The organism is Pseudomonas sp. F220 (genome assembly GCF_057813935.1).
In genome coordinates, this window is sequence record NZ_JBVASJ010000003.1 from 1 (window position 1) to 26,981 (window position 26,981).

General features: G+C 59.0%; 20 protein-coding genes. 5 read left to right on the forward strand and 15 right to left on the reverse strand.

The genetic code is table 11. The annotated features are described in order from the left end of the window. The first annotated feature begins 402 nt into the window (after window positions 1–402). Both ACZYSM_RS03565 and ACZYSM_RS03570 read left to right on the forward strand, forming a co-directional pair. Window positions 403–1,305 (forward strand): RHS repeat-associated core domain-containing protein, encoded by a 903-nt coding sequence (locus tag ACZYSM_RS03565; RefSeq protein WP_489068926.1) that lies wholly within the window; start codon window positions 403–405, stop codon window positions 1,303–1,305. 322 nt (window positions 1,306–1,627) lie between these two features. Then, a complete protein-coding gene (locus tag ACZYSM_RS03570) occupies window positions 1,628–2,722 on the forward strand; it encodes an RHS repeat-associated core domain-containing protein (protein ID WP_489068928.1) in 1,095 nt (364 codons plus the stop codon). A gap of 161 nt (window positions 2,723–2,883) precedes the next feature. Here the strand turns inward: ACZYSM_RS03570 and fdhA are convergent, their stop codons facing one another. The 7 genes from fdhA to glyA all read right to left on the reverse strand — a co-directional run bounded on the left by fdhA (window position 2,884) and on the right by glyA (window position 12,049). Beyond that, complete coding sequence (gene fdhA, locus ACZYSM_RS03575; RefSeq protein ID WP_489068931.1) at window positions 2,884–4,083, reverse strand: formaldehyde dehydrogenase, glutathione-independent; 1,200 nt, start codon at window positions 4,081–4,083, stop codon at window positions 2,884–2,886. A 199-nt stretch (window positions 4,084–4,282) separates the two neighbouring features. Continuing rightward, window positions 4,283–5,140, reverse strand: a complete 858-nt coding sequence (gene purU / locus ACZYSM_RS03580) for a formyltetrahydrofolate deformylase (protein WP_489068933.1) — start codon at window positions 5,138–5,140, stop codon at window positions 4,283–4,285. A 253-nt stretch (window positions 5,141–5,393) separates the two neighbouring features. Beyond that, window positions 5,394–6,026: a sarcosine oxidase subunit gamma gene (locus ACZYSM_RS03585; protein ID WP_489068935.1), complete on the reverse strand. Its 633-nt coding sequence runs from the start codon at window positions 6,024–6,026 to the stop codon at window positions 5,394–5,396. A gap of 140 nt (window positions 6,027–6,166) precedes the next feature. Beyond that, window positions 6,167–9,184 (reverse strand): sarcosine oxidase subunit alpha, encoded by a 3,018-nt coding sequence (locus ACZYSM_RS03590; protein WP_489068937.1) that lies wholly within the window; start codon window positions 9,182–9,184, stop codon window positions 6,167–6,169. Further along, window positions 9,181–9,507 (reverse strand): sarcosine oxidase subunit delta, encoded by a 327-nt coding sequence (locus ACZYSM_RS03595; protein ID WP_489068938.1) that lies wholly within the window; start codon window positions 9,505–9,507, stop codon window positions 9,181–9,183. The genes ACZYSM_RS03590 and ACZYSM_RS03595 overlap by 4 nt, the downstream gene beginning before the upstream one ends. 14 nt (window positions 9,508–9,521) lie before the next feature. Further along, entirely contained in the window at window positions 9,522–10,772 is a 1,251-nt protein-coding gene (locus tag ACZYSM_RS03600) for a sarcosine oxidase subunit beta (RefSeq protein WP_489069522.1), read from the reverse strand. Between the two features lie 23 nt (window positions 10,773–10,795). Continuing rightward, entirely contained in the window at window positions 10,796–12,049 is a 1,254-nt protein-coding gene (glyA, locus tag ACZYSM_RS03605) for a serine hydroxymethyltransferase (RefSeq protein WP_489068940.1), read from the reverse strand. A gap of 434 nt (window positions 12,050–12,483) precedes the next feature. On the opposite strand from glyA, the gene ACZYSM_RS03610 reads away from it, so the two are divergent. Then, on the forward strand, window positions 12,484–13,524 hold the full coding sequence (locus tag ACZYSM_RS03610; protein WP_489068942.1) for a threonine aldolase family protein: 1,041 nt from the start codon (window positions 12,484–12,486) through the stop codon (window positions 13,522–13,524). Window positions 13,525–13,807: 283 nt separating this feature from the next. On the opposite strand, the gene gbcB is transcribed toward ACZYSM_RS03610, so the two are convergent. Next, a complete protein-coding gene (gene gbcB, locus ACZYSM_RS03615) occupies window positions 13,808–14,908 on the reverse strand; it encodes a glycine-betaine demethylase subunit GbcB (RefSeq protein ID WP_489068944.1) in 1,101 nt (366 codons plus the stop codon). A gap of 289 nt (window positions 14,909–15,197) precedes the next feature. On the opposite strand from gbcB, the gene gbcA reads away from it, so the two are divergent. Further along, on the forward strand, window positions 15,198–16,490 hold the full coding sequence (gene gbcA, locus ACZYSM_RS03620; protein WP_489068946.1) for a glycine-betaine demethylase subunit GbcA: 1,293 nt from the start codon (window positions 15,198–15,200) through the stop codon (window positions 16,488–16,490). Window positions 16,491–17,478: 988 nt separating this feature from the next. On the opposite strand, the gene ACZYSM_RS03625 is transcribed toward gbcA, so the two are convergent. The 7 genes from ACZYSM_RS03625 to ACZYSM_RS03655 all read right to left on the reverse strand — a co-directional run bounded on the left by ACZYSM_RS03625 (window position 17,479) and on the right by ACZYSM_RS03655 (window position 26,098). After that, window positions 17,479–18,045, reverse strand: a complete 567-nt coding sequence (locus tag ACZYSM_RS03625) for a GNAT family N-acetyltransferase (protein ID WP_489068948.1) — start codon at window positions 18,043–18,045, stop codon at window positions 17,479–17,481. A 125-nt stretch (window positions 18,046–18,170) separates the two neighbouring features. Beyond that, window positions 18,171–18,941, reverse strand: coding sequence for an electron transfer flavoprotein subunit beta (etfB, locus tag ACZYSM_RS03630; RefSeq protein ID WP_489068950.1), 771 nt, complete (start codon window positions 18,939–18,941; stop codon window positions 18,171–18,173). Between the two features lie 15 nt (window positions 18,942–18,956). Continuing rightward, on the reverse strand, window positions 18,957–20,177 hold the full coding sequence (gene etfA / locus ACZYSM_RS03635; protein WP_489068952.1) for an electron transfer flavoprotein subunit alpha: 1,221 nt from the start codon (window positions 20,175–20,177) through the stop codon (window positions 18,957–18,959). Further along, window positions 20,177–22,126, reverse strand: coding sequence for a dimethylglycine demethylation protein DgcB (gene dgcB / locus ACZYSM_RS03640; protein WP_489068954.1), 1,950 nt, complete (start codon window positions 22,124–22,126; stop codon window positions 20,177–20,179). Before dgcB ends, etfA begins: the two co-directional genes overlap by 1 nt. Window positions 22,127–22,301: 175 nt before the next feature. Continuing rightward, window positions 22,302–24,362 carry a dimethylglycine demethylation protein DgcA gene (gene dgcA / locus ACZYSM_RS03645; RefSeq protein ID WP_489068956.1) on the reverse strand — a complete coding sequence of 687 codons (2,061 nt, stop codon included), beginning with the start codon at window positions 24,360–24,362 and terminating at the stop codon, window positions 22,302–22,304. 15 nt (window positions 24,363–24,377) lie between these two features. After that, entirely contained in the window at window positions 24,378–24,908 is a 531-nt protein-coding gene (locus ACZYSM_RS03650; RefSeq protein ID WP_150807153.1) for a DUF5943 domain-containing protein, read from the reverse strand. Between the two features lie 212 nt (window positions 24,909–25,120). After that, the gene (locus ACZYSM_RS03655) at window positions 25,121–26,098 is read right to left on the reverse strand and encodes a dipeptidase (protein ID WP_489068958.1); all 978 of its coding nucleotides are present in this window, start codon (window positions 26,096–26,098) and stop codon (window positions 25,121–25,123) included. Window positions 26,099–26,332: 234 nt separating this feature from the next. Here ACZYSM_RS03655 and ACZYSM_RS03660 point away from each other — a divergent pair, with 234 nt between their 5' ends. Beyond that, on the forward strand, window positions 26,333–26,734 hold the full coding sequence (locus tag ACZYSM_RS03660) for a lysozyme inhibitor LprI family protein (protein ID WP_489068960.1): 402 nt from the start codon (window positions 26,333–26,335) through the stop codon (window positions 26,732–26,734). Window positions 26,735–26,981 lie beyond the last annotated feature (247 nt).

Consider the following 26,981-nt stretch of genomic DNA (forward strand, 5'->3'; position numbering starts at 1 on the left):
TCTTGCCGGTGTATTCGAGTTCGGAGAAGGTCTTCTGCACGCGCGTAACGCTCACGGAGAGGGTGGTTGGTTGAAGGTACTCAGTGTGCCAAGGGTGGGGACGGTTGGCTATTTTTGCAGCGTCTCCTTAGGAACCCGAATAAAAACGACCATTTAATTCGACCCAGATCGGCCGAAGCTCCTTTTTGAGAATGATAATCCCGACTGCCTTTTTTAATTATGTTCTCAGACCATTGAAAATAGGAAATATTGATCGGTCCCACGCTCTGCGTGGGAATGCAGCCCGTGACACTCCGCATCACATCCGCCTGCCAGCCCCTAGCAGTTCTGCTAGTAGGCAGCGCTGGCCAAATGCCTGAGAGTGAGGACCTGAATTGACGGACCTTTCAGGGAGCCCACCCCATGCCGACGCCCCGCGAAACCCTGCTCTGCCGCTACCACTACGACCCACTGGATCGCCTCACCGACTGCACGCCATCGGCGCAGGCCAGCACCCAGCGCTTCTACCTGAAAACCCGTCTGGCCACCGAGATTCAGGGCTCGGTACAGCGCTCGATCTTTCAGCAAGACGATCAACTGCTGGCCCAACAACAGCGCCAGGGCGGCACCGTCGAAACCACCTTGCTCGCCACCGATCAACAACGCTCAGTATTGTACGCACTCGACGCGACGCGGACTCATCCCCTCGCCTACTCACCTTACGGCCACCGAGCCCCGGAAAACGGTTTGCTTAGCCTGCTCGGTTTCAACGGCGAGCGCCCGGATCCGGTGACCGGGCATTATGTGTTGGGCAATGGGTATCGGGCGTTCAACCCGGTGTTGATGCGGTTCAACAGCCCGGACAGTTGGAGCCCGTTTGGGAAGGGTGGGTTGAATGCATATGCGTACTGTGTGGGAGATCCTATTAACCGACAGGATCCAACGGGGCACTTTTCATTCTTCCGTTGGCTTCGGCAGTTAATACCCAAAGCGGGTCGTTCAACATCAGCACGGGCAAAACCTAAATATAATATTAACCTCAACAGCACTAAGGCTGCTCCGACCACCCAGAGTGGAGCAAAGGAGTTAGCGAATACTCAATCCAATTATCTTGAAGCCGAAATAAATCAATTAAATACGAGCTACTTGGCGAAGGGGGATGAGCCAAGAAAAATTATTTATGAAGCGTCTGATCTCATGTCCGGCCGTATAGGCGCTGAGCAAAAATTCATTCTAAATGATAAAGGGCAAATGGCAAATGGCAAATGGCAACAGCCATTTCTGGAGATAAAGGAACGTCAACGTACATTTCTCACCCGTCAATAGCAGAAGTTCTTGACAGCAAAAAAGTAATAAGCGCTGGTACTTTAATGACTGGCAGCATGGGTGAGATAGTTATTTATAACAGATCGGGGCATTACCGCCCACGTTTTGAAGATCTCACTCCAGCCGTTAAATACATACGAAAATTAGGCCTTGACCCTCAATCACTGCCATTTAATTGATCACCCATGAGATAGAGGTTAGTGACTAGCGTGCCTTCGACTTCTCAGCGTCCCCGCCACTAGCAGTTCTGCTAGTAGGCAGCACAGGCCAATTCAGGGAGAGTAATAACCTGAATCGATGGACCTTTCAGGGAGTTCACCCCATGTCGACGAACCACGAAACCCTGCTCTGCCGCTACCACTACGATCCGCTGGATCGTCTGGCCACTTGCACACCATCGGCGCAGGCCAGCACCCAGCGCTTCTACCTGAGAAACCGTTTGGCCACCGAGACTCAGGGCTCGGTGCAACGCTCGATTTTTCAGCAGGAGGATCAACTGCTGGCGCAACAACAGCGCCAGGGCGGCACCGTGGAAACAACCTTGCTCGCCACTGATCAACAACGCTCGGTATTGCACGCACTCGATGTGGCGCGGCCGCATCCCCTCGCCTATACGCCTTATGGCCACCGCACCCCGGAAAACGGCTTGCTCAGCCTGCTTGGTTTCAATGGCGAGCGCCCGGACCCGGTGACCAGGTACTATCTGCTGGGTAATGGTTATCGAGCGTTCAACCCAGTGTTGATGCGGTTCAACAGCCCGGACAGTTGGAGCCCGTTTGGGAAGGGTGGGTTGAATGCGTATGCGTATTGCGTGGGGGATCCGGTTAATAGAAGTGACCCAACCGGGCACTTCCCTAATTTTTTCAAAGGCCTATTAAACATTCTGGGGCTCAGAACACCACGACTCCAAAGAGCGCTAACCCGATCCAAAGAAGTTGTAACCACCACAAACACAACGAATATAGCCCCTGCTACGATCACCGACGCACCGGCGAATACTATGCCGGTAGCTCATGCACGACCTGCCACAGCATTGGGAGCGTTTGGGAAAATCCAGGGAGCGCCGCATATTCTAGAAAACATCGTAGGGCACTTACCAGGATCCGACATAGTCTCGTTTGCCTCAACATCTCAAACGATGAAGCAAATTACATACTCAATGGCCAAGTCACCTTCAAGCCTCTTAACTCCAGGGCAGACGCGACTTTCTCTAGAGAGAGTTCAATCCGCAGCACAGGGCAGCATCAATGGCGTCCTCCCAGCGCCCGCGATTGGTATGCTCAACGCCTATCAGGAAAATAAGGGCATGCTGACGAAGTTCATATTAAAAACTAATGTCGATCGGGTCCGGGCAGCTGAGGCTCGGATGCCAGCACCAGTCAACGGAAGACGTCGTGCAGTATATCTTCCCGATTAAACTAGGCTTTACACGAGATGTGCGACTGAGAAATCAGACACACACTTATCGCCAAAAACAATATTCAACAATTAGACATGAACAGCACCAACATAATTTAACGTTGCAGGCCCGATAAAAAGGGCGACATCAAGTCGCCCTTTCTAGTGCCGCAAACAATATTACGCCGCACTAAACAACTTATGCGGATCAATCACAAACTTCTTCGGCACACCCGCATCGAACTCGCCGTAACCACGTGGCGCGTCATCAAGGCTGATAACTTCAACACCCACGATGTCGGCGATTTTGATGCGGTCCCACATGATCGCCTGCATCAATTGGCGGTTGTACTTCATGACCGGGGTCTGGCCGGTGTGGAAGCTGTGGGATTTGGCCCAGCCCAGACCGAAGCGAATGCTCAGGCTGCCCATTTTCGCGGCGGCGTCGACTGCACCCGGATCTTCGGTGACGTAGAGGCCAGGGATGCCGATTTTGCCGGCTACGCGGACCACGCCCATCAGCGAGTTGAGCACGGTGGCCGGAGCCTCGTGTTTCACGCCGTCATGGCCGTGACCACGGGCTTCGAAGCCTACGGCATCGACGGCGCAATCCACTTCCGGCTCGCCCAACAGCGCAGCGATCTGCTCGTGCAGCGGGGTGTCCAGGGACAGGTCGGCGATTTCGAAACCCTGAGCCTTGGCGTGGGCCAGGCGGACAGTGTTGACGTCACCAATGATCACCACCGCTGCGCCCAGCAGGCGAGCGGAAGCGGCAGCGGCCAGACCGACCGGGCCGGCGCCAGCGATGTATACGGTGCTGCCTGGGCCAACGCCGGCGGTCACGGCACCGTGGTAGCCGGTCGGCAGGATGTCGGAGAGGCAGGTCAGGTCGCGGATTTTTTCCATGGCCTTGTCGCGATCAGGGAGTTTCAGCAGGTTGAAGTCGGCATACGGCACCATCGCGTATTCGGCCTGGCCACCGGTCCAGTCACCCATGTCGACATAGCCATAGGCACCGCCCGGACGTCCAGGGTTAACGCTCAGACAGACGCCTGTGTGCTGTTCTTTGCACGAACGGCAACGGCCGCATGCAACGTTGAACGGCACCGATACCAGGTCGCCGATCTGCAGGTTCTCGACATCGCGGCCCTTCTCGATCACTTCACCGGTGATCTCGTGGCCCAGGACCAGACCGGTCTGGGCAGTAGTGCGGCCGCGCACCATGTGCTGGTCGGAACCACAGATATTGGTAGACACCACACGCAGGATGACACCGTGTTCGATCTTCCTGCCGCGCGGGTCCTGCAATTTTGGATAGTCGATTCTCTGTACTTCGACCTTGCCATTGCCGAGATACACGACACCACGATTACCAGACATGCTTTCACCTCGCTGTTGTTTTTATGTAGCGGTCGCGTTGCCATGGAGCGGCAGCGCGTTGATTGCTCGGGTTTATTGCCTGTGTGTTTTGTGTTGTTTGGGAGGGCCTCATCGCGAGCAAGCTCGGCTCCTACATGGATTGGCGCTGTACCTGTAGGAGCAAGCTTGCTCGCGATGGGCTGCGCAGCAGCCCCAAAATCTAAAGAACGACGGTACGGTTCGCGTTGAGGAATACCCTTCGCTCAATGTGATACCCAACCGCCCGCGCCAATGTCTGGCCTTCGATGTCACGCCCTTTGGCGATCAAATCTTCGGGGTAGTGGCTGTGATCCACTGCTTCCACGCCCTGGGCGATGATCGGGCCTTCGTCCAGGTCGTTGTTGATGTAGTGCGCGGTGGCACCCACCAGTTTCACGCCCTTGTTGTAGGCCTGGTGATAGGGCTTGGCGCCTTTGAAACCGGGCAACAGGGAGTGATGGATGTTGATCGCCTTGCCATCGAGTTTGCGACACAGCTCCGGCGACAGCACTTGCATGTAGCGGGCAAGGACCACCAGTTCGGCGCCGGATTCTTCGATGACCTGCCAGACCTGACGCTCTTGCGATGGCTTGTCGTTCGGGTCTAGCGGGAAGTGGTAGTAGGGAATCTCGTGCCAATCCGCCAAGGGTTTGAGGTCCGGGTGGTTGGAGACCACCGCGACCACGTCCATGGACAGCTGGCCGATGCGTTGGCGGTAGAGCAAGTCGTTGAGGCAGTGATCGGCCTTGGAGACCATGATCACCACTTTTGGCCGGTGGTGCGGCGGTGTCAGTTCGAAGATCATGCCGAACGCATCGGTCCGCTCGGCAAGACCTGCGCGGAACGCCTGTTCGTCGAAGTCGTCGGGCTGACGGAACTCCACACGGATGAAGAAGCGGCCCGAAAGCCGATCATCGAAGGAGTGGTGCTCGGTGACGTAGCAACCCTGTTCGAACAGAAAACGGGTCACCGCATCCACCGTGCCCAATACGCTTGGGCAATCGGCAGTCAAAATCCATGTGTCTGGGGCGCGGCTCATAGTGCGGTGACTCCTGTTCGTTGTTTAGGGTGTCAGTGAGATCGACCCCTCACCCCAACCCTCTCCCCAGAGGGGCGAGGGAGCTGAACGAGTTGTTCTCGGGTATTACTGCGACCTGCGAGATTCGGTCGAACTCAGGAGTTGAAAACGCTGGAGATCTGCTCCCTTTCCCCCTCTCCCCTGTGGGGAGAGGGCTGGGGTGAGGGGTCGATCTTGAGCCGACCCTTGATAACAAGATCAACTCGCCCTGCTCTTAAGCCTGAACGCTAAGCCCGTATTCGGCAGCCGCATCCTGCAACCACAGCCACCAGTAATCGGAGAAGCTGCGACGAATCACCAGTTCCCAGGTGTCTTCGGCGGTGTGGCGGATCACCAGTTGCGACTTGGCGAACACAGTGCCAACGGCTTTGCCTACCGGGAAGTTGTTGGGGTGAACGTCGTAGCTGGTGGATTTCATCAGCACTTCGCGAACTTTCGGGCCGCTCAGTTCGAGAAGCTGTTGGCCGCCGCTGACGTTGACGATGGAGATGTGCAGACCACCCAGCGCTTCACGCAGTTTTTTCTCGGCAGCGAATTCTTCGCCAGTCGGCACGATCAGCAGCCATTCGTCCGGCCCCATCCATTGCAGGCTGGTTTCGCCCTTGGCGACGACGGTCAGGGCCACCGGCAGTTCCAGGCCCAGGGCTTTGTGCACGCCAGCGGCGAACGCTGGATCATGGCCGTCGCCACGAATGGTCAGATGGCCGAGGAGTTTCTTGTCACGCACGGTGACACCGGCGTTTTTGCGGCCCTTGCCCACCAGGCTGGCGAGGTCTGCGTGATGCAGCGGCGACTCGGCCTTTGCCCCGGTGGTTGGGCGTTGTTGGTAAACATTGGCTGCGGTCATAAAGCACCTGTCTTGAATTCTATTTCGCGGTTAACCGCCAAAAGGTGAAACCTGTTCCATCGTTTCGCGAGCAAGCTCGCTCCTACATGGATTGCGCTGTACCTGTAGGAGCGAGCTTGCTCGCGATGACCGCGTAGCGGTCAAACGTTCTGCTGCTCACCTTTCGGATCGAAGAACACCGAAGAAACGATTTCCGCTTCGATCACGCTGCCGTCGGCCAGCGGTGCGAAGACTCGCTCGCCCAGACGCTTGAGGCCGCCTTTGACTACACCCAGAGCAAACGAGTAGCCCAACGAACCGCAGGTATAGCTGGAGGTCACGTGACCGACCATGCTCATCGGGATCGCTTGCTTGGTGTTGAACACCAGTTGCGCACCCTCAGGCAGCCATTTGGTCGGATCGATTGGCTTGAGGCCGACCAGTTGCTTGCGTTGATCACGCACGCAGTCTTCACGGTTCATGCCGCGCCAGCCGATCCAGGAGAACGGTTTGGTTCGGCCAACACACCAGCCCATGTTCAGGTCGTCCGGGGTCATCGAGCTGTCGGTGTCTTGACCGACGATGATGAATCCCTTCTCGGCCCGCAGCACGTGCATGGTTTCAGTGCCGTACGGGGTCAGGTTGTACTTTTTGCCGGCCTCGACGATTTTTTCCAGTACGCCCATGGCGTAGTCGGCCTGCACGTTGACCTCGTAGGACAACTCACCGGTGAACGAGATACGGAACACCCGTGCCGGTACACCGCCGACCAAACCTTCTTTCCAGGTCATGAACGGGAAGCCGTCCTTGTCCAGGTCGATGTCGGTGACTTCGCTGAGCAGCTTGCGGCTGTTCGGCCCGGACAGGGTCATGGTCGCCCAGTGGTCAGTGACCGAGGTGAAGTACACCTTGAGGTCTGGCCATTCGGTCTGTTGGTAGATTTCCAGCCATTGCAGCACGCGTGCAGCGCCGCCGGTGGTGGTGGTCATCAGGAAGTGGTTGTCGGCGATACAGGCGGTTACGCCGTCGTCGAACACCATGCCGTCTTCTTTGCACATCAGGCCATAACGCGCCTTGCCCACATCGAGCTTGGTCCAGGCGTTGGTGTAGATGCGGTTGAGGAACTCACGCGCATCCGGGCCTTGAATATCAATCTTGCCCAGGGTCGAAGCGTCGAGCAGACCAACGCTGTCGCGCACGGCTTTGCATTCGCGTTTGACAGCGGTGTGCAGGTCTTCACCGTTCTTCGGGAAGTACCATGGACGCTTCCATTGGCCGACGTCTTCGAACTCGGCGCCGTTCTTCACGTGCCAGGCTTGCAAGGCGGTATAACGCACCGGCTCGAAGATATGGCCACAGTGACGACCGGCTACTGCGCCGAAGGTCACCGGCGTGTAGTTCGGACGGAACATGGTGGTGCCCATTTGCGGGATGGTTACGTTCAGTGAACGCGCCGCGATGGCCAGACCGTTGACGTTGCCGAGTTTGCCCTGGTCTGTACCGAAGCCCAGTGCGGTGTAGCGTTTGACGTGTTCGACCGACTCGAAACCTTCGCGGGTTGCCAGTTCGATGGCGGCGGCGGTGACGTCGTTCTGCAGGTCGACGAATTGCTTCGGCGCCCGTGCGGTGGCTTTTTCGTGGGGCACCTGGAACAGCGCCAGCGTTGGCTCTTCCAGACGGCTCAGGGCTTTTGGCAACACGCCTTCGACCGCTTTGAATCCGGCTTCGCTGGCCGCGCGCACGCCACCTTCAAAACCATCGGCCAGCGTGTCGCCGAGGCTGTACACGCCATTCACACCGCCGACGCACACGCGTTTTTGCGGTGCTTCGCCCGGTACGAAACCTAGGATGTCTTCACGCCAGATCGGCTTGCCGCCCAGGTGCGAAGCCAGGTGAACCACCGGGCTGTAACCGCCGGAACTGGCCACCAGGTCGCATTCCAGCCATTCGCCAGGGCTGGTCACGGTGTGAGCTTTAACATCGATGGCCGCGACGCGAGCCGCGGTCACGTGTTTGCTGCCACGGGCTTCAACCACTGCGCTGCCGGTCAGAATACGGATGCCTTTGGCCCGAGCTTCTTCTACCAGCGCGCCGCGAGGATTGCTCCGTGCATCGGCGATGGCCACCACTTGCAGGCTGGCATCGAGCCAGTCCAGCGCCACACGGTAGGCGTGGTCGTTGTTGGTGGAAAGCACGAGTTTTTTGCCCGGTGCTACGCCGTAGCGACGCACGTATGTCGAGACTGCGCCGGCCAGCATGTTGCCCGGCACGTCGTTGTTGCCGTAAACCAGTGGACGCTCGTGAGCGCCGGTGGCCAGCACCACGCGTTTGGCGCGAACCCGGTGGATACGCTGACGGACTTGACCAATCGGTGCACGGTCACCGAGGTGATCAGTGAGGCGTTCGTGAATGGTCAGGAAGTTATGGTCGTGGTAGCCGTTGACTGTGGCGCGGGGCAACAGCAGCACGTCCGGCAGGGATTTAAGCTCAGCAATAACGCTGGCAATCCATTCGGCGGCCGGTTTACCGTCGAGGCTTTCGCGAGAGTCGAGCAGGCTGCCGCCGAACTCTTCCTGCTCGTCCGCCAGAATCACCCGGGCGCCGCTGCGCGCAGCCGCCAAAGCAGCCGCCAAGCCAGCAGGGCCACCGCCGACAATCAGCACGTCGCAGTGCTGGTTCATGTAGTCGTAGGTGTCTGGATCGTTTTCGGTCGGCGAACGACCAAGACCTGCGGCCTTACGAATGTACTTCTCGTAGGTCATCCAGAACGATTGCGGGTACATGAAGGTTTTGTAGTAGAAGCCCGGCGGCATCAGCTTGCCGCCGACCTTGCCGAGAATCCCCATCATGTCGTTGTTGACGCTCGGCCAACCGTTGGTGCTGGTGGCAACCAGGCCCTGGTACAGCGCTTGTTGAGTAGCGCGCACGTTAGGGATTTGCGTGGCTTCGGTGGCGCCGATCTGCAGCACCGCGTTCGGCTCTTCGGCACCGGCGGCGAAGATGCCGCGCGGCCGGGAGTATTTGAAACTGCGACCAATGATGTCCACACCGTTGGCCAGCAAGGCTGCGGCCAGGGTGTCGCCTTCAAAGCCTTTGTAGCTCTGGCCGTTGAAGGTGAAGCTCAAGACTTTGGTGCGGTCGATCCGTCCGCCGTTGGACAGGCGATTGATCTGGCTCATACCTTCTCCCCCAGACCAGTGGCGACTTTCGCCGTTTCTGTCTTGCCAGTGAATTGCGGCTTGGCGCCGATCTTGTAGGTTTCGAGAATTTCGTAGGTCACGGTGTCACGGGTGGCGTTGAAGTACTGACGGCAACCGGCGACGTGATCCCACAGTTCGTGGTGCAACCCGCGTGGGTTGTCACGGAAGAACATGTAGTCGCCCCACTCCTCGTCGGTGCAGGTATTCGGGTCCAGTGGGCGCGGGATGTGCGCCTGGCCGGATGCATGGAATTCCTCTTCGGAGCGCAGTTCGCCGCAGTGAGGACAGAAGATGTGCAACATAGGGATTTCTCCTGTTAGTGGGCGACAGCTGCAGCGCCGTGTTCATCGATCAACGCACCGTTGTGGAAACGGTCGATGGAGAATGGAGCAGCCAACGGGTGCATTTCACCCTTGGCCAGGCTTGCGGCAAACACGTTGCCCGAGCCAGGTGTCGCCTTGAAGCCACCAGTGCCCCAACCGCAGTTGAAGAACATGTTCGGAACCGGGGTTTTCGAGATGATCGGGCAAGCGTCCGGGGTGGTATCGACGATGCCGCCCCACTGACGGTTCATGCGTACGCGCGACAACACCGGGAACATCTCGACGATGGCCTGAATGGTGTGCTCGATCACCGGGTACGAACCACGCTGACCGTAGCCGTTGTAGCCGTCGATACCGGCGCCGATCACCAGGTCGCCCTTGTCGGACTGGCTGATGTAACCGTGTACGGCGTTGGACATGATCACGCTGTCGATAATCGGTTTGATCGGCTCGGACACCAACGCTTGCAGCGGATGGGATTCGATCGGCAGACGGAAACCGGCGAGCTTGGCCATGTGTCCGGAGTTACCGGCAGTCACCACGCCGACGCGTTTGGCGCCGATGAAGCCCTTGTTGGTTTCCACACCGATGCATACGCCGTTTTCCTTGCGGAAACCGATCACTTCGGTCTGTTGAATCAGGTCCACGCCCAAGGCGTCGGCAGCACGGGCAAAGCCCCAGGCCACGGCATCGTGACGGGCCACGCCGCCGCGACGCTGTACGGTGGCGCCGATGATTGGGTAACGGGTGTTTTTCGAGCAATCCAGGTACGGAATCTCGTCCGCAACCTGCTTGGCATTGAGCAGTTCGCCGTCAACGCCGTTGAGGCGGTTGGCGCTGACCCGACGCTCGGAATCACGGATGTCCTGCAGCGTGTGACACAGGTTGTAGACGCCACGCTGGGAGAACATCACGTTGTAGTTCAGGTCCTGGGACAGGCCTTCCCACAGTTTCATCGCGTGTTCGTAGAGGTGCGCCGACTCGTCCCACAGGTAGTTGGAACGAACGATCGTGGTGTTGCGCGCGGTGTTACCGCCGCCCAGCCAGCCTTTTTCGACCACGGCGACGTTGGTGATGCCGTGTTCTTTGGCCAGGTAGTAGGCGGTCGCAAGACCATGCCCGCCACCGCCGACGATGACCACGTCATAGACCTTTTTCGGGGTCGGCGTGCGCCACATCTTCTGCCAGTTTTCATGGTGGCTGAGGGAGTGCTTGAGGAGGCCGAAGCCCGAGTAGCGTTGCATAGTCATTTACTCCAAAACTGCTCTCAGCGGTAAACCGGGAAGTCCGCGCACAGGGCCGCCACATTCTTCGCCACATCGGCCTCGACGTCGGCATCACCGAGGTTGTCGAGGATGTCGCAGATCCAGCCGGCCAGTTCGACGCACTGAGTGACCTTGAAGCCGCGAGTGGTGACCGCCGGGGTGCCGATACGCAGGCCCGAAGTGACGAACGGCGACTGTGGATCGTTCGGTACGGCGTTCTTGTTCACGGTGATGTGAGCGCGACCCAATGCAGCGTCAGCTTCTTTACCGGTGAGGCCCTGACGAATCAGGCTGACCAGGAACAGGTGGTTGTCGGTGCCGCCGGACACTACATCGTAGCCGCGTTTGATAAATACGCTCGCCATGGCCTGGGCGTTGTCGATTACTTGCTGCTGATAAACCTTGAAGCCAGGCTCGGCCGCTTCTTTGAAGCACACCGCTTTAGCGGCAATCACGTGCATCAGCGGGCCGCCCTGACCACCAGGGAACACGGCTGCGTTAAATTTCTTTTCAAGTTCTTCGTTGGCTTTGGCCAGGATCAAGCCACCACGCGGACCGCGCAGGGTTTTGTGGGTCGTGGTGGTGACCACGTCGGCATACGGCAGGGGGTTCGGGTACAGGCCCGCAGCGACCAGACCGGCAACGTGAGCCATGTCGACGAACAGATAGGCGCCGACTTTGTCCGCGATCTGACGGAAGCGTGGGAAATCCAGGGTTTTCGAGTAGGCCGAGAACCCGGCGATGATCATTTTCGGTTTGTGCTCGACCGCCAGACGCTCGACTTCGTCGTAATCGATCAGGCCGGTGGTGGTGTCGATGCCGTACTGCACAGCGTTATAGAGCTTGCCGGAGAAGCTGACTTTGGCACCGTGGGTCAGGTGACCGCCGTGGGCCAGACTCATGCCGAGCACGGTGTCACCGGCCTGCAACAGGGCGAGGAACACCGCCGCGTTGGCCTGGCTGCCAGAGTGCGGCTGGACGTTGGCGTAGTCGGCACCGAACAGCTTCTTGGCGCGGTCAATGGCCAGCGCTTCGACCTTGTCTACGTGCTCGCAACCGCCGTAGTAGCGCTTGCCCGGGTAGCCTTCGGCGTATTTGTTGGTCAGGCCGCTGCCTTGCGCTTCCATGACGCGTTTGCTGGTGTAGTTCTCCGACGCGATCAGCTCGATGTGATCTTCCTGACGTTGCTCCTCGGCATTCATCGCCGCCAGCAGTGCATCGTCATAACCCTGGATTTGGTCTTGCTTGCTGAACATCGCGTCTCTCCCAGCGGCGGTGGTGCGCCATTCGTCTCGGTGAGGCCTCTGCCCTGAAGACAGTGCCCTTTGGATGTGATGGTATGACCGGCGCAGACAGGCCAAATGCCTATGGACGCCACGCAAAGGTGCGTTTACGACATAGGTTGGCGCGCAGGGATAATTGGTAGCTGATCGTTTATGCGCACGAGCCTTTCGTAGCAGCTGCCGAAGGCTGCGTTCGACCGAGAATCGGTCGCAAATCCTGTATTCACAATTTACCTGCAAGACCGCGTTTTGAGCGTTTTACGACCGCTTCGCGGCCGGACGCAGGCTTCGCCAGCTGCTACAGGGGACCGCTCGCGCATCGGGAATTATTCCTACAGAATCAGCAGATGTGCGCCTCCTGCAATTCTGGTTAAAGTGCGCACCATCATCGACCACAGGATCCGGCCATGACCGATAAGAGCCAACAATTCGCCAGCGACAACTATTCCGGCATCTGCCCTGAGGCCTGGGCCGCAATGGAAGCGGCCAACCACGGCCACCAACGCGCCTATGGCGACGATCAGTGGACCGCTCGCGCGGCTGACGATTTCCGTAAATTATTCGAAACCGACAGCGAAGTGTTCTTCGCCTTCAACGGCACCGCGGCCAACTCCCTGGCGCTGTCGTCCCTGTGCCAGAGCTACCACAGCGTGATCTGCTCGGAGACCGCCCACGTCGAGACCGACGAATGCGGCGCGCCGGAGTTTTTCTCCAACGGCTCCAAGCTGCTGACCGCTCGTACTGAAAATGGCAAGCTGACCCCGGAATCGATCCGCGAAATCGCCCTCAAACGTCAGGACATCCACTACCCGAAACCGCGCGTGGTGACCCTGACGCAGGCGACAGAAGTCGGCAGCGTCTACCGCCCGGAAGAAATCCGCGCCATCAGCGCCACGTGCAAAGAGTTGGGCCTGAACCTGCACATGGACGGCGCGCGGTTCTCCAACGCCTGTGCGTTCCTCGGCTGTTCGCCAGCGGACCTGACCTGGAAAGCCGGGGTCGACGTGCTGTGCTTTGGCGGCACGAAAAACGGCATGGCCGTGGGCGAGGCGATTCTGTTCTTCAACAGTAAACTGGCCGAAGACTTCGACTACCGTTGCAAACAGGCCGGGCAACTGGCGTCGAAAATGCGTTTCCTCTCCGCACCGTGGGTCGGCCTGCTGGAAAACGACGCCTGGCTCAAACACGCCCGTCACGCCAACCATTGCGCGCAATTGCTGAGTAACCTGGTGAGCGACATTCCCGGCGTGGAATTGATGTTCCCGGTGGAAGCCAACGGTGTGTTCCTGCAACTCTCAGGACCGGCCGTTGCTGCACTGACCGCCAAGGGCTGGCGCTTCTACACCTTTATCGGCAGCGGCGGCGCACGCTTCATGTGCTCGTGGGACACCGAAGAGGAGCGCGTAAGGGAATTGGCAGCGGATATTCGGGAAGTGATGATGGGTTGAAGTTTGCTTTTGAGGGTGGAATTTCCGGCGTTTGAGCGCGTTGTGGTGTGTCAGCGAGATCCACCCCTCACCCTAACCCTCCCGAAACGTCGGACCGCCCCAAAGGGGCGAGGGGACTGACCGAGGTGTTTTGTCGATGTGCTGCGACCTGCGATTGCAAGTCGAACTCTGGTGTTGAAGAGCATGGAGATCGGCTCCCTTCCCCCTCTCCCCTCTGGGGAGAGGGCTGGGGTGAGGGGTCGATCTCAAGCCGGACTCTCGATCGGCCTCAACGATCCCCAAATTAAAACTCAATCCGCACATCACCCTTCGGCACGCTGCAGCACGACAGGATGTAACCCTCTGCCTCGTCTTCTTCGGTGATGCCGCCGTTGTGCTCCATCTCGACCTCCCCGCCCAGCTTCATCACTTTGCAGGTGCCGCAGATGCCCATACCACACGCTTTGGGGATCAGAAGGCCAAGCTTGGCGGCGGCGGCGTGGACGGTTTCACCCGGCGCGACGCGAATGCTTTTGCCGGAGGCGGTGAATTCCACCTGGTGCAGATCGGCGACATCGATTTCCGGGGCGTCGGCCGCTTGTTCGGCTTGCTCCACGGCATCGGCGCGCGCTTCCGGAGGTGTCGCACCGAAGGATTCTTCGTGGTAATGCTTCATGTCGAAGCCACTGGCTTCCAGCAGGCGCTTGACCGCGGTCATGTACGGCGTCGGGCCGCAGCAGAACACTTCGCGCTCAAGGAAGTCCGGCGCCATCAACTCGAGCATTTTGTGGTTCAGGTAACCGCGATAACCGGCCCAGGGCTCGCCCAGACCATGCTTCTCGCAGATCAGGTGCAGGCTGAAGTTGTCGATCCGTGATGCCATATGTTCCAGTTCGCGGTGATAGATGATGTCTTTGGGCGAGCGGGCGCTGTGGATAAACACCATATCGACATTGCCGTTGGTGTCGTAGAACCATCGAGCCATGGACATTACCGGGGTGATCCCGACGCCGCCGCTGAGGTAGAGCACTTTAGGCGCGGTGAAATCCATCGCGTTGAACAGCCCGACCGGGCCGTGCACCGCCAGTTCCTGGCCTTCATGCAAGGTGTCGTGCAGCCAGTTGGACACCTTGCCGCCCGGTACGCGCTTGATGGTCACCGAAAAGCTGTAAGGCACCGAAGGCGAGCTGGAAATGGTATAGGAGCGCATGATCGGCACGCCGTCGATTTCCAGCTCCAGGGTGACGAACTGCCCAGGCTTGAAAAAGAACAGAATGGGCTGATCGGCCATAAAGCAGAAGGTGCGCACATCCCAGGTTTCCTGGATGACTTTGACGCAACGGACGATGTGCCGACCATTGGCCCAGGTCTGGGTTGTTACCGGGTTCAGGAAGCTGTTGGACATGCGGGTCTCCACGGCCGACTGTCGGCCTCATGATGGCGATTCTGCTCAAGGTGCAGACCGACCACTTACCTATCTACGACATTCACATACTTATCGCGACCAGCCCCCAACTACCGGGGGTTGCGCGTCGGGAACAGATTGGGCCATGTCGCCCATAGATAAGGTTCCAGATGCGCACGACCGCACACTCGCTTCAACAGATAACCGCTATTTTATTAGCCTTGCGTAGCACCCTGACCTGATTAGCCACTTTCGCCGGCCACACAGAATGGCCATGAGGACTTAAACGATGGACGTCACCGCAACCCTGAGCTTGGGCGATCCGCTGGAACCCGCACGCAAGGCCACCGCAGAAATGCTGCAAACCCGCGAGCGGACTTTTTCTCTACCGCAGCCGTTTTACTCTGATGAGCGGCTGTTCGATATCGATATGCAGGAGATCTTCCAGAAAGAGTGGTTGATCGCAGGCATGACCTGCGAAATCCCGACCAAGGGCAACTTCCTGACCCTGCAGATCGGCAAGAACCCGATCATCGTCATTCGTGGCGCTGAAGGTCAGGTGCATGCGTTCCACAACGTCTGCCGCCACCGCGGCTCGCGGTTGTGCACCAGCGAGAAAGGCAAGGTTGCCAAGCTGGTTTGCCACTACCACCAGTGGACCTATGAGCTGGACGGTCGCCTGCTGTTCGCCGGCACCGAGATGGGTGCCGACTTCGACATGAAGCAATACGGCCTCAAGCCCGTGAATGTGAAGACTGCCGGCGGTTACATCTTTATCAGCCTGGCAGAGAACCCACCGGCCATTGATGACTTCCTGTCGACACTGAACCATTACATGGAACCGTACGACATGGAGAACACCAAGGTGGCGATTCAGACCACCTTGTTCGAAAAAGCCAACTGGAAGCTGGTGCTGGAAAACAACCGCGAGTGCTACCACTGCAACGCCTCGCACCCGGAACTGCTGAAAACCCTGCTGGAATGGGACGACGTCACCGACCCGCGCGCCGACCAGGCGTTCAAGGACCACGTGGCCTCCTCCGCTGCAGCTTGGGAAGCAGAGAAGATTCCTTACGCTCACGCCAGCTTCGGCCTGCGTAACCGCATCGTGCGCATGCCGCTGCTCAAGGGCGCCGTGTCGATGACCATCGACGGCAAGGTCGGCAGCAAAAAACTCATGGGCCGGATCAAGAACCCGGACCTGGGCTCGATGCGCATCCTGCACCTGCCGCACTCGTGGAACCACTGCATGGGCGATCACATCATCGTCTTCACCGTGTGGCCGATCAGTGCGCAGGAAACCATGGTCACCACCAAGTGGATCGTGCACAAAGACGCGGTCGAAGGCGTGGATTACGACGTCGAGCGCATGCGTCAGGTCTGGGATGCGACCAACGACCAGGACCGTCGTCTGGCAGAAGAGAACCAGCGCGGGATCAACTCCACCGCGTACCAGCCAGGCCCGTACTCCAAGACGTATGAGTTTGGTGTGGTCAACTTCGTGGACTGGTACAGCGAGCGTCTGCTGAACAACCTTGGGGCCGAAGCGCCAGCCTACCTCAAGGGTGTAGCGGCGCAGTAAAAGCTTCGCAGGCAAGCCTCGCTCCTACATTGGATTGATGTCGTTCACAACATTCGCGAACGACGAGATCCCTGTAGGAGCGAGGCTTGCCCGCGAAAGCGTCCTGACAATCAACACCTGTCCATCACTGCAAACCCGATCAATTCGACACCCCTCGCCAATAAACGCCTCGTTCTCTCCCCAGTTCGCCCCATGGGTCTTAGAACTGTATGAAATATGATCTATCGCTAGCGGGCCTATACACAGCAACAGTCCTGGCGCTTCGCCAACAAGTTATCCACAGAGCCACCCACAGCTAATGTGGGCAAGTCGAGATTCATCCCATATTTTCTTCACATAAACCCAAGAAAATCCGTGACTTATCCAGAAGCAGGGTTTCCATCAAGAATTGGTTGTTTTTTAATCATGTCGCGCAAAGCCACGCAGAACATGGCCTGCAGAGGATGGCAAACACCTTATCCACAGAAGCGCCAACAGACTTTGGGGGCAACTTTGGATAAAACCGCTCTTCCTTGTGGAAAACCGCTCTAAACCTCGAAATGTCGGGGTTTCAGCGGTGTTTGGAGAGTAAAAAGACGCGTTTGGTTATTTTATGATCAAAGCTCTGTAAAGCGCTATTGGCTTGGCCTGTAGCTGACAGCAAACATCTTATCCACAGAACCGCCAACAGACTTTGGGGGCAAGTCTTCACCGGAAGGGAGCATGGGGATTTCCTTATCCACAGAAAAAAGCTCGAAAAAACGAGGAGTTAGGCTGGTTGATTTTCGTACAGAAGGCTGTGAGCGTTGATTTGCATGGCCCTCAGCGAGGCACGAACATGTTATCCACAGAAGCGTTAACAGCGATTGTGGGTAAATTCACAAAGCCCTGTCCTGTAGGAGCCGAGCTTGCTCGCGATAGCGGTGTATCAGGCGACATCGATGTTGAATGTCAGTCCGTCATCGCGAGCAAGCTCAGCTCCTACAGGGATTTACGTTTGGCTCATGCCTTACGGCCGATACATCAAATAGGCTTCACCAGTCACCCGAATCATCGGATGCGGCGTGATCTGGCAGGTATCGACGATACGAAAGCCATGCCGTTGATAAAACCGGCAGGCGCCGGTATTCGCGGCATAGTCGATCAGGCTCAAGCCGTTGAGCCCCAACTGGTTGGCACGGTCGTAAGCGTAGGCGAGGAAGTGTTGACCCAGGCCCTGATTGCGCCAGCCCTCATGCAACACCAGGCTCGAAATATAAAGCGTGTCGGGGATTTCCATCGTGGCGTACGGCGCCAGGACTGGATCGGTGACGGGAGCCGCCTGTGGATCGTGACGCATCACGTAGCTGTGCATCATTCCAATGACCTTCCCTTCTGCCTGCGCAATCACGCAGTTCCGATAGGAAAAATCGACGTCCTCACGGGCGTAACGACTGGCGCCTACGTCCAACAGGTCCTGGCCGGGCTGCGCCAGCTGGCTCCAGATGTAATCCGCAGCGCCCTCTGATGAAATCTGAAACAAACGAGCAATCTCCCGCGCATCGGCGCGCAGGGCCAAACGAAATTCAACTGCCATTATGTTTCCTTGTGGGAGCGAGCCTGCTCGCGAATGGGGTGGATCAGCCAGCATCAATATTGAATGTTCGGCCCCCTTCGCGAGCAGGCTCGCTCCCACATTATTAGAGCTGCGCCGGTTATCCGTTAGCGAACCACGCCTTCTTCGATCAGCAACTTGAGAATCGCTTCAGCCCCCGCTTGTGCCGTCACGCCTTTGAGCACTTGCCCACCGCCGCCGCTGGCCTTGGCGGTCGCGGCTTTCATGCGATCAGCGCCGCTCTTGGCTTTGATCACCTTCAAGCGTTTTGGACGCGGCTTGGCCGGTTGCAGCGTGGCAACTGCGAGCAGTTCATCGTCGACGACTTCAACTTCATCGGCCTGCAACACACCACGCCGGGCCGGGCCGTAAGCGCTTTGCCGAGGTTTCGGCGCGGCGTTATCCACAGTCGCAAGAAACGGCAGCTTCACTTTCAGACGCCGACGTTGACCACGAGGCAAGGCTTGCAGCACCAGCGCCACCCCGCCTGTGATGGACTCAACCTGAGCCAGGCCCACCACCAGCGGCCAACCCAGACTTTCGGCCAGCAAGAACGGCAGCATGCCCGAGCCCTCACCGGTTTCCGCCTGGCTGCCGGTCAGGACGACTTGAGCACCCGCATCACGCAGATAGTCAGTCAGTGCCGGCAGCGCATCGGCGCCGAGCGGTTGTTCAAGCACATGCAGTTGCTCCAGCCCCATCCCCAGGTAGGCCCGCAACGCAGGTTCGGCAATGTCGCCGGCATGCAGCACTTGCAGGTTATCCCCAGCCAGTTGCAAACCCAGCTCGACCGCCCGTGCATCCTGTTCGGCACGCCGAGGTCGCCCGGAAGTCGGGTGGGCGCCGATAGACACCAGGCTGATCACATTCGTACTCATAACCCTATCCTTCCCTTAAGCCGCATCGCGCTTGGCTTCGTTGCGGTAAGCCTCTACCGCCGCGATCAAGGCTTGAAGAATCGCCGCGCTCTCACCAATCACCGACAGGTCGGCGCGTTTGATCATGTCGCAACCCGGATCAAGGTTGATCGCCACCACCTTGTCGCAGGCACCGATGCCTTGCAGGTGCTGGATCGCCCCGGAAATTCCCACCGCGACATAGACCCGCGCCGTGACCCAGGTACCGCTGGCGCCGACCTGACGGTCGCGGGCCATGAAGCCATCGTCCACCGCCACCCGCGAAGCCCCCTCAGTAGCCCCGAGCGCTGCCGCAGCCTTGTGGAACAGCGGCCAGTCCTTGACCCCGTTGCCGCCGGAGAAAATGAATTCGGCTTCGGCCATGGGAATCGCCGCCGGATCGACCGCCACTGCACCGAGGTCTTCGATGCGCGACAGGCTGCGAGCGACCGCTGTGGATAACTCCACTGGCAAGGCTTCGTGACGGGTTTCGCTGACAGGTTCCGCGCACTCGGCCGCTGCCAGAATCAAGCGCGCCACTGGCCGTACGAGGTCCTGCAGACCGGCACCGGCGCGGCCGATGCACTCCTCGCCCTTGACCTGCCAGACCCGCGTAGCCGGGCGTTCGCCCAAGGCAGCGGCGAAGCGTCGACCCAGTTCACCGCCACCGCTGCGGCTGTCTGGCAACAGCCAGTGCCGTGGGTTGAACTGGTTATCCACAGCCCGCAGGCCCTGGACCCGTTGTTCCGGTGCATAACCGCTGAACTCACTGCCTTCGAGCACCAGCAAGCGGTCGACGCCAGCCTTGGTGAAGGCGCTTTCTTTGTGTTCGCCGAAGACCACGGCCAGCACCGCACCGTCCTTGCCGGCCAATTGATGGGCCAGTCCCAGCAAATCGCGATCGTGGCTGCTCAAGCGGCCGCCGACCATGTCCGGTACGACGCTGATGTAGAACGCCGGCTGCAGCACTTGATGCAGCGGCAATTGCACTTCAACCGTGGCCGAACGCTTGGCTGCGCCACCCTGCTGGGCACCACTGCGGTCAATACGTTTGATCCCGTTGGGGCCGATGAAACCAATGCCGTGGGGATTCTTGCGAATGATGCCGTTAGGCCCCATCCAGCTGTGTTGCGCAGGCTGCATGGCCGCGTGCAGCGGGTGCAGACGGTTGCGGGCGATCCATTCAGCGCGAGGGTCGCGGTGGATAATGTCGCTCATCAGTGGGCCTCCGCAGGTTCACGTTTGGCCGGGGTCGACGGCTTGCCTGGCGCCGCGTCCTCAAGCAATGCATCAGCCACCAACTCGGCAATGTCCTTGATCAGCGGACGCGGTTCGACCACGCCTTCAAGCATCGCGGTGCACTGTGGACAACCCACGGCCACCAGCTCGGCGCCGGTTTCGCGGATGTCTTCCATGCGCATGTCAGGGATCCGTTGCTTGCCGGGAATGTCAGTGATCGGCGCACCGCCGCCACCGCCGCAGCAGCGCGAGCGGAAACCGGAGCGTTGCATTTCCTTGATCTCGATCCCCAGCGCCCGCAGTACTTCGCGCGGCGCCTCATATTCGCCGTTGTAACGGCCGAGGTAGCAAGGGTCGTGATAGGTCACGCTGCTGCCTTTGTGCTGGCCGAGGTTGAGCGCGCCGGCACCGATGATTTCCGCCATGTAGGTGCTGTGATGCTGCACCACATAGTTGCCGTCGAAGGCGCCGTATTCGTTTTTCAACACGTGGAAACTGTGGGGATCGCAGGTGACGATGCGCTTGAAGCTGTACTTGGCCAAGGTCTGGATATTTCGTTTGGCCAGCGTCTGGAAGGTCGCTTCATCGCCCAGTCGCCGGGCCACGTCGCCGCTGTCGCGCTCTTCCAGGCCAAGCACCGCGAAGTCGACTTTGGCCGCTTTCAACACTTTGACGAACGCACGCAAGGTGCGCTGGTTGCGCATGTCGAAAGCACCATCGCCCACCCAGAACAGCACGTCGGTGGTTTTTTTGTCGCTGAGCAGATTCAGGTTCAAGTCCGCCGCCCAGTTCATCCGTCCGCCCGGAGCGAATCCGCCTGGGTTATCGGTGGCGATCAGGTTTTCCAGGACTTCGGCGCCCTTGTTCGGGGTCGCGCCTTTTTCCAGGGTCAGGTAACGACGCATGTCGACGATGGCGTCGACGTGCTCGATCATCATCGGGCACTCCTCGACGCAAGCGCGGCAGGTGGTGCAGGACCACAGGGTTTCGGCGTCCACCAGACCGTTGACGATTGGCTGATGCGGATTGCCGCTGTGTTCGCCAATCGGTTTGCCGGGATACGGGCTGCCGGCGAACTTGGCATCGGTGCCACCGGCCAGGCCAACGACCATGTCTTGAATCAGTTTTTTCGGGTTCAGCGGTTGGCCCGCGGCAAAGGCCGGGCATGCGGCTTCGCACTTGCCGCACTGCACGCAGGCGTCAAAGCCGAGCAGTTGGTTCCAGGTGAAATCCTTGGGTTTTTCCACGCCCAGCGGCGCGTTCGGATCGTTCAGGTCCAGCGGTTTCAACCCGGTAGAACGACCACCGCCAAAACGTTCGGCGCGACGGTGCCAGGCCAGGTGCAGCGCCCCGGCGAAGGCGTGCTTCATCGGCCCACCCCAGGTCATGCCGAGGAACAGTTCCGATACGCCCCAGAGCACACCGACAAAGAGGATTGCCGCCAACACCCATCCACCGAAGTTTTCGGGAAGGATGCCCGCCACCGGCAGGGTCAGCAGGAAGAAGCTCGCAGAGAACGCCAGGAGGCTTTTCGGCAGGCGCATCCAAGGCCCTTTGGACAGGCGAGCCGGTGGGTTACGACGGCGCAGAAACATGAATATTGCGCCGACAAACATCACCGCCGAGGCAATCAACAGGGCGAAACCGAGGATGCGACTGTGCAGGCCGAAACCATAAACCAATATTGCCAACACAATGGACGCCACGGCTCCACCGGCCGTGGCGACGTGGGTGTTGGCGATGTATTTATCCCGCGCCACCACATGGTGCAGGTCGACCATGTAGCGCTTGGGCATGGCAAGCAGGCCGCCGATCAGGTCGACCTTGGCCGCACGGCCCTGGCGCCACATAGCCACCCGCCGCAAGGCGCCCAGGACAGCCAGGCCCAGGGCAGCGAACAGCAGGATGGGAAGAAGGGTGTTTAACATGGTGGAGCTCCCAAAGACCTCGGGGTCTTGCAGGCCAAACGACCTGGATGCCTTGCTCGAATCCCTGTAGGAGCAGAGCTTGCTCGCGATGGCGGTATTCCTACCGCCAAGAATGCATCGGATGTACCAACGCTATCGCGGGCAAGCCTTGCTCCTACGGGTTATCCACAAGCTCTTAGAAATCCTTGCACAACCGCAGCGCGTCGTAGATCGCCGCATGGGTGTTGCGCTGGGCCACGCAGTCGCCGATGCGGAACAGCAAGTAACCGTCACCCGCCTGGCTCAACGAAGGCTGAGGCTTGATCGCGAACAGCGCTTCGACGTCCATCTGGCCCTTGTTGCGCGAACCTTCCTTCAGTGCGTAGTAGATTTCTTCGTCAGGACGCACGCCGTTTTCCACCACCACCTGGTCAACCACCCGCTCCTCTTTGGCGCCGGTGTATTCGTTTTCCAGTACCGCGATCAGCTTGTCGCCTTCGCGATAGACCTTATCGAGCATCATGTCGCCGGTCATGATCACTTCTTTGGGGTACATGCTGCGGTAGTAAGTCGGGAACGACGTACCGCCAATGGCCACGCCCGGCTTGATGTCGTCGGTGACGATCTCGACCTGGCTGCCTTTGTCGGCAAGGAAGTCGGCAACCGACATCCCGGTGAATTCACAAATGGTGTCGTAGACCAGCACGTTCTTGCCCGGCGCGACTTTGCCGTCGAGCACGTCCCAACTGCTGACCACCAGGCCTTCAGCGGCACCCCAGTGTTCGTTCTGCTCAAGGAATGGATGGCCGCCAACGGCGAGCACTACCACATCCGGACGCAGGTCGAGAATGGTCGCGGCATCCGCCGCAGTGCCCAGGCGCAGGTCGACCTTCAGGCGTGCCAGCTCCAGCTGGAACCAGCGGGTGATACCGGCAATCTGGTCCCGTTGCGGGGCTTTCGAGGCCGTGGTGATCTGCCCGCCGATGAAAGCTTTCTTCTCGAACAGGGTCACATCATGGCCACGTTCCGCCGCCACTCGAGCGGCTTCCATACCGGCAGGACCGGCACCGACCACTACCACCTTGCGTTTCACACCGGTCGATTTTTCGATGATGTGTGGCACGCCCATGTATTCACGGGAAGTCGCGGCGTTCTGGATACACAGCACATCCAGGCCCTGGTACTGGCGATCGATGCAGTAGTTGGCACCGACGCACTGCTTGATCTGGTCGACCTGACCCATCTTGATCTTGGCGATGAAGTGCGGGTCGGCAATGTGCGCACGAGTCATGCCGACCATGTCGACGTAACCGCCTTCCAGAATGCGTGTTGCCTGGTTCGGGTCCTTGATGTTCTGCGCGTGCAGCACCGGGGCCTTGACCACTTCTTTGATACCGGCCGCCAAATGCAGGAACGGCTCCGGTGGATAACTCATGTTGGGGATAACGTTGGCCAGGGTGTTGTGAGTGTCACAACCCGAACCAACGACACCGATGAAGTCGAGCATGCCGGTGTCATCGTAATACTTGGCGATCTGCTTCATGTCCTCATGGCTCAGGCCATCGGGATGGAACTCGTCGCCGCACAGACGGATACCGACGCAGAAATCCGGGCCGACTTCCTTACGCACAGCCTTGAGCACTTCCAGGCCGAACTTCATACGGCCCTCGAAAGTGCCGCCCCATTCGTCGGTACGCTTGTTGACCCGAGGGCTCCAGAACTGGTCAATCATGTGCTGGTGCACGGCGGACAGTTCGACGCCGTCCAGGCCACCGGCCTTCGCGCGTCCAGCCGCGCTGGCATAGTTACCGATCACCCGCCAGATTTCTTCCGGTTCGATGGTTTTGCAGGTCGCACGGTGCACCGGCTCACGGATGCCCGATGGCGACATCAGGGTCGGCCAGTTGAAGCCGTCCCAACGCGAACGACGCCCCATGTGGGTAATCTGGATCATGATCTTGGCGCCATGCTTGTGCATGGCGTCAGCCAGATTCTGGAAGTGCGGGATGATGCGGTCGGTAGACAGGTTGACCGAACTCCACCATTCCTGCGGACTGTCGATGGCCACCACCGACGACCCCCCGCAAATCGCCAGGCCGATCCCGCCCTTGGCTTTCTCTTCGTAATACTTGATGTACCGATCGGTGGTCATGCCGCCGTCGGTGGCGTAGACCTCGGCGTGCGCGGTGCTGAGCACGCGGTTGCGGATGGTCAGTTTGCCGAGTTGAATCGGTTGAAACATTGCTTCGAAAGCCATGGCGGGTTCCTCGACTTACAACGGCTTGACGGTGAACAAACCGTCGTCGTGGCCTTCTTCGGAGCCACCGTAAACCTGTTCTGCTACGGTGCGGATCGAGCTGCCACGGGCCTGAAGAATCTGGTCCATGGCGCCGGCGAACCAGCCAGTGAACATGTAGTCGACCTTGCGTCCGACCTTGCCGTACACGTAGACGAATGCCGAGTGCTCAAGCTTGACGCTGGCGGTGCCTTTTTCCAGGTCGATGTCCTGGATCTTGAACAGGCCCCAGCCGCGTTGCGACAGGCGCTTCATGTAATGCTCGAACACCGCAACGCCTTCCAGGCCGTGGCATTCAGCTTCTTTCTCGCACCAGTGCCAAGCGGATTTGTAGCCGGCCTTGTAGAGGATTTCGGCGTAGGCGTCGGCGCCCAACACTTCTTCGATACCCATGTGGTTGTTGACGAAGAAGTGACGCGGTACGTACAGCATCGGCAGGGCGTCAGAAGTCCAGACACCGGTTTCGCTGTCGACTTCGATAGGCAATTGCGGGGCGATCTTAGCCATGGAAACTTAACTCCAGAAAATTCGTTTTTAGTACTTAGCAAAGCCTTGGCTTTGCATTAATAAAAAGCTGGGTGAATGCCTTTGGAGCCGTAGCGAGCACGTCGAGAGCAAGGAAGGACCGGAGCGACAAGCGAGACAGTACGGAACGTACGGCGAGCTTGGCGCGAGGACCTGACGCAGCTATCGGCGAGCGGAGTAGGCTCCGGAGGTATTCACTCGCCCCAGACGTCCTTCAAGACGTTGACCCAGTTTTCGCCCATGATCTTGCGCACCACGTGCTCAGGGTGACCGCGCTTGAGCAGGGTCTCGGTGAGGTTCGGGAACTCGCCCACGGTGCGGATGCCCAGCGGGTTGATGATCTTGCCGAAACTGGTCAGGCGGCGGGCGTAGCCCTTGTCGTGGGTCAGGTATTCGAAGAAGTCCTGGCCGTGGCCCTGGGTGAAGTCGGTACCGATACCGATCGCGTCTTCGCCGACGATGTTCATGGTGTATTCGATGGCTTCGGCGTAGTCGTCGATGGTCGAATCGATGCCCTTGGCCAGGAACGGCGCGAACATGGTCACGCCGACGAAACCGCCGTGGTCGGCAATGAACTTGAGTTCAGCGTCAGACTTGTTGCGTGGGTGCTCTTTGAGACCCGACGGCAGGCAGTGGGAGTAGCAGACCCGCTTCTTGGATTCGAGGATCACTTCTTCGGAGGTTTTCGAACCAACGTGGGACAGGTCGCACATGACCCCGACGCGGTTCATTTCGGCAACGATTTCGCGACCGAAACCCGACAGGCCACCGTCACGCTCGTAGCAACCGGTGCCCACCAGATTCTGGGTGTTGTAGCACATCTGCACGATACCGACGCCCAGCTGCTTGAAAATCTCGACGTAGCCGATCTGGTCTTCGAACGCGTGGGCATTCTGGAAACCGAAGAGGATGCCGGTCTTGCCCTGTTCTTTGGCGCGACGGATATCGGCGGTGGTGCGCACAGGTATCACCAGGTCGCTGTTCTCGCGAATCAGTTTCTGACTGGCAGCGATGTTGTTGACGGTGGCCTGGAAGCCCTCCCACACCGACACGGTGCAGTTGGCTGCGGTCAGACCGCCCTTGCGCATGTCTTCGAACAGCTCACGGTTCCACTTGGCAATGATCAGCCCGTCGATAACGATGCTGTCGGCGTGCAATTCGGCTGGGCTCATCAGGCTGTCCCCTATTAGCGATTCATGCGCCGAATCATCTGCCGGCGCTTTGGGGTCAGCATATGCCTGAGGGCTCGGGCAGCCGGGTGCAAAAACGACAAGGGAATTGCCGAAAGCGTCAATACGCGACAAAGGGTCTCATGACAGGGCCAAAGCCCATCTGTTCTTTACCCCGCGCTTGAGCCAGAATTCGCCGCACTACTGGATGTTTTACTGGATTAGGGCGGCGACGCAATGAAATCGATCTTCCTGGCTTTGGCACTGATCGCGACCGGCGTACAGGCGGCTGATGAGGCCGACAGCTCGCCGTGCGATGCGGTGGAAAACGACCAACAGACCGTGGAATGCTCGGCCTACAGCAAAACCACCGCTGAACAACTGCTCAAAGACAACTTCCAGGGTCTGCTCGAGCGCATGCAGACGCTCTACGCCAACAACAAAACCCAGCTCAACGACATTACCGGCAAACTCAAAACCGCCCAGCAGCAGTGGTTGAAGCTGCGCGATGCCGATTGCGCGGTCGAGGTCTTCCCCGCCACGGCAGGCAGCAAGGCTTACACCATTGCGCAGAACGACTGTGTGGCACGGATGAGCGATGAACGGTCAGAGTTTTTGGAGTCGATTGGGCAGGAGTGAGGTTTGGCCTGACCAAAAATCTGCGACAGCTTGGCAATTGTCTTCGCCCCCGTAGGAGCAGCCGGTCGACGCTCGATTGGTCCGGGCGGCGTTCCGACGATGGACGTTAACGATAACGCGTGTTTTCTGAGTCAACGCGCCGCCCTGAAGTCCATCGCGAGCAAGCTCGCTCCTACAACGGCATTAAGGCAAGCCCCCTCGCCACAGGTTTTGCGCGAACAACGCACAATTCAACGAAACTCAAAGG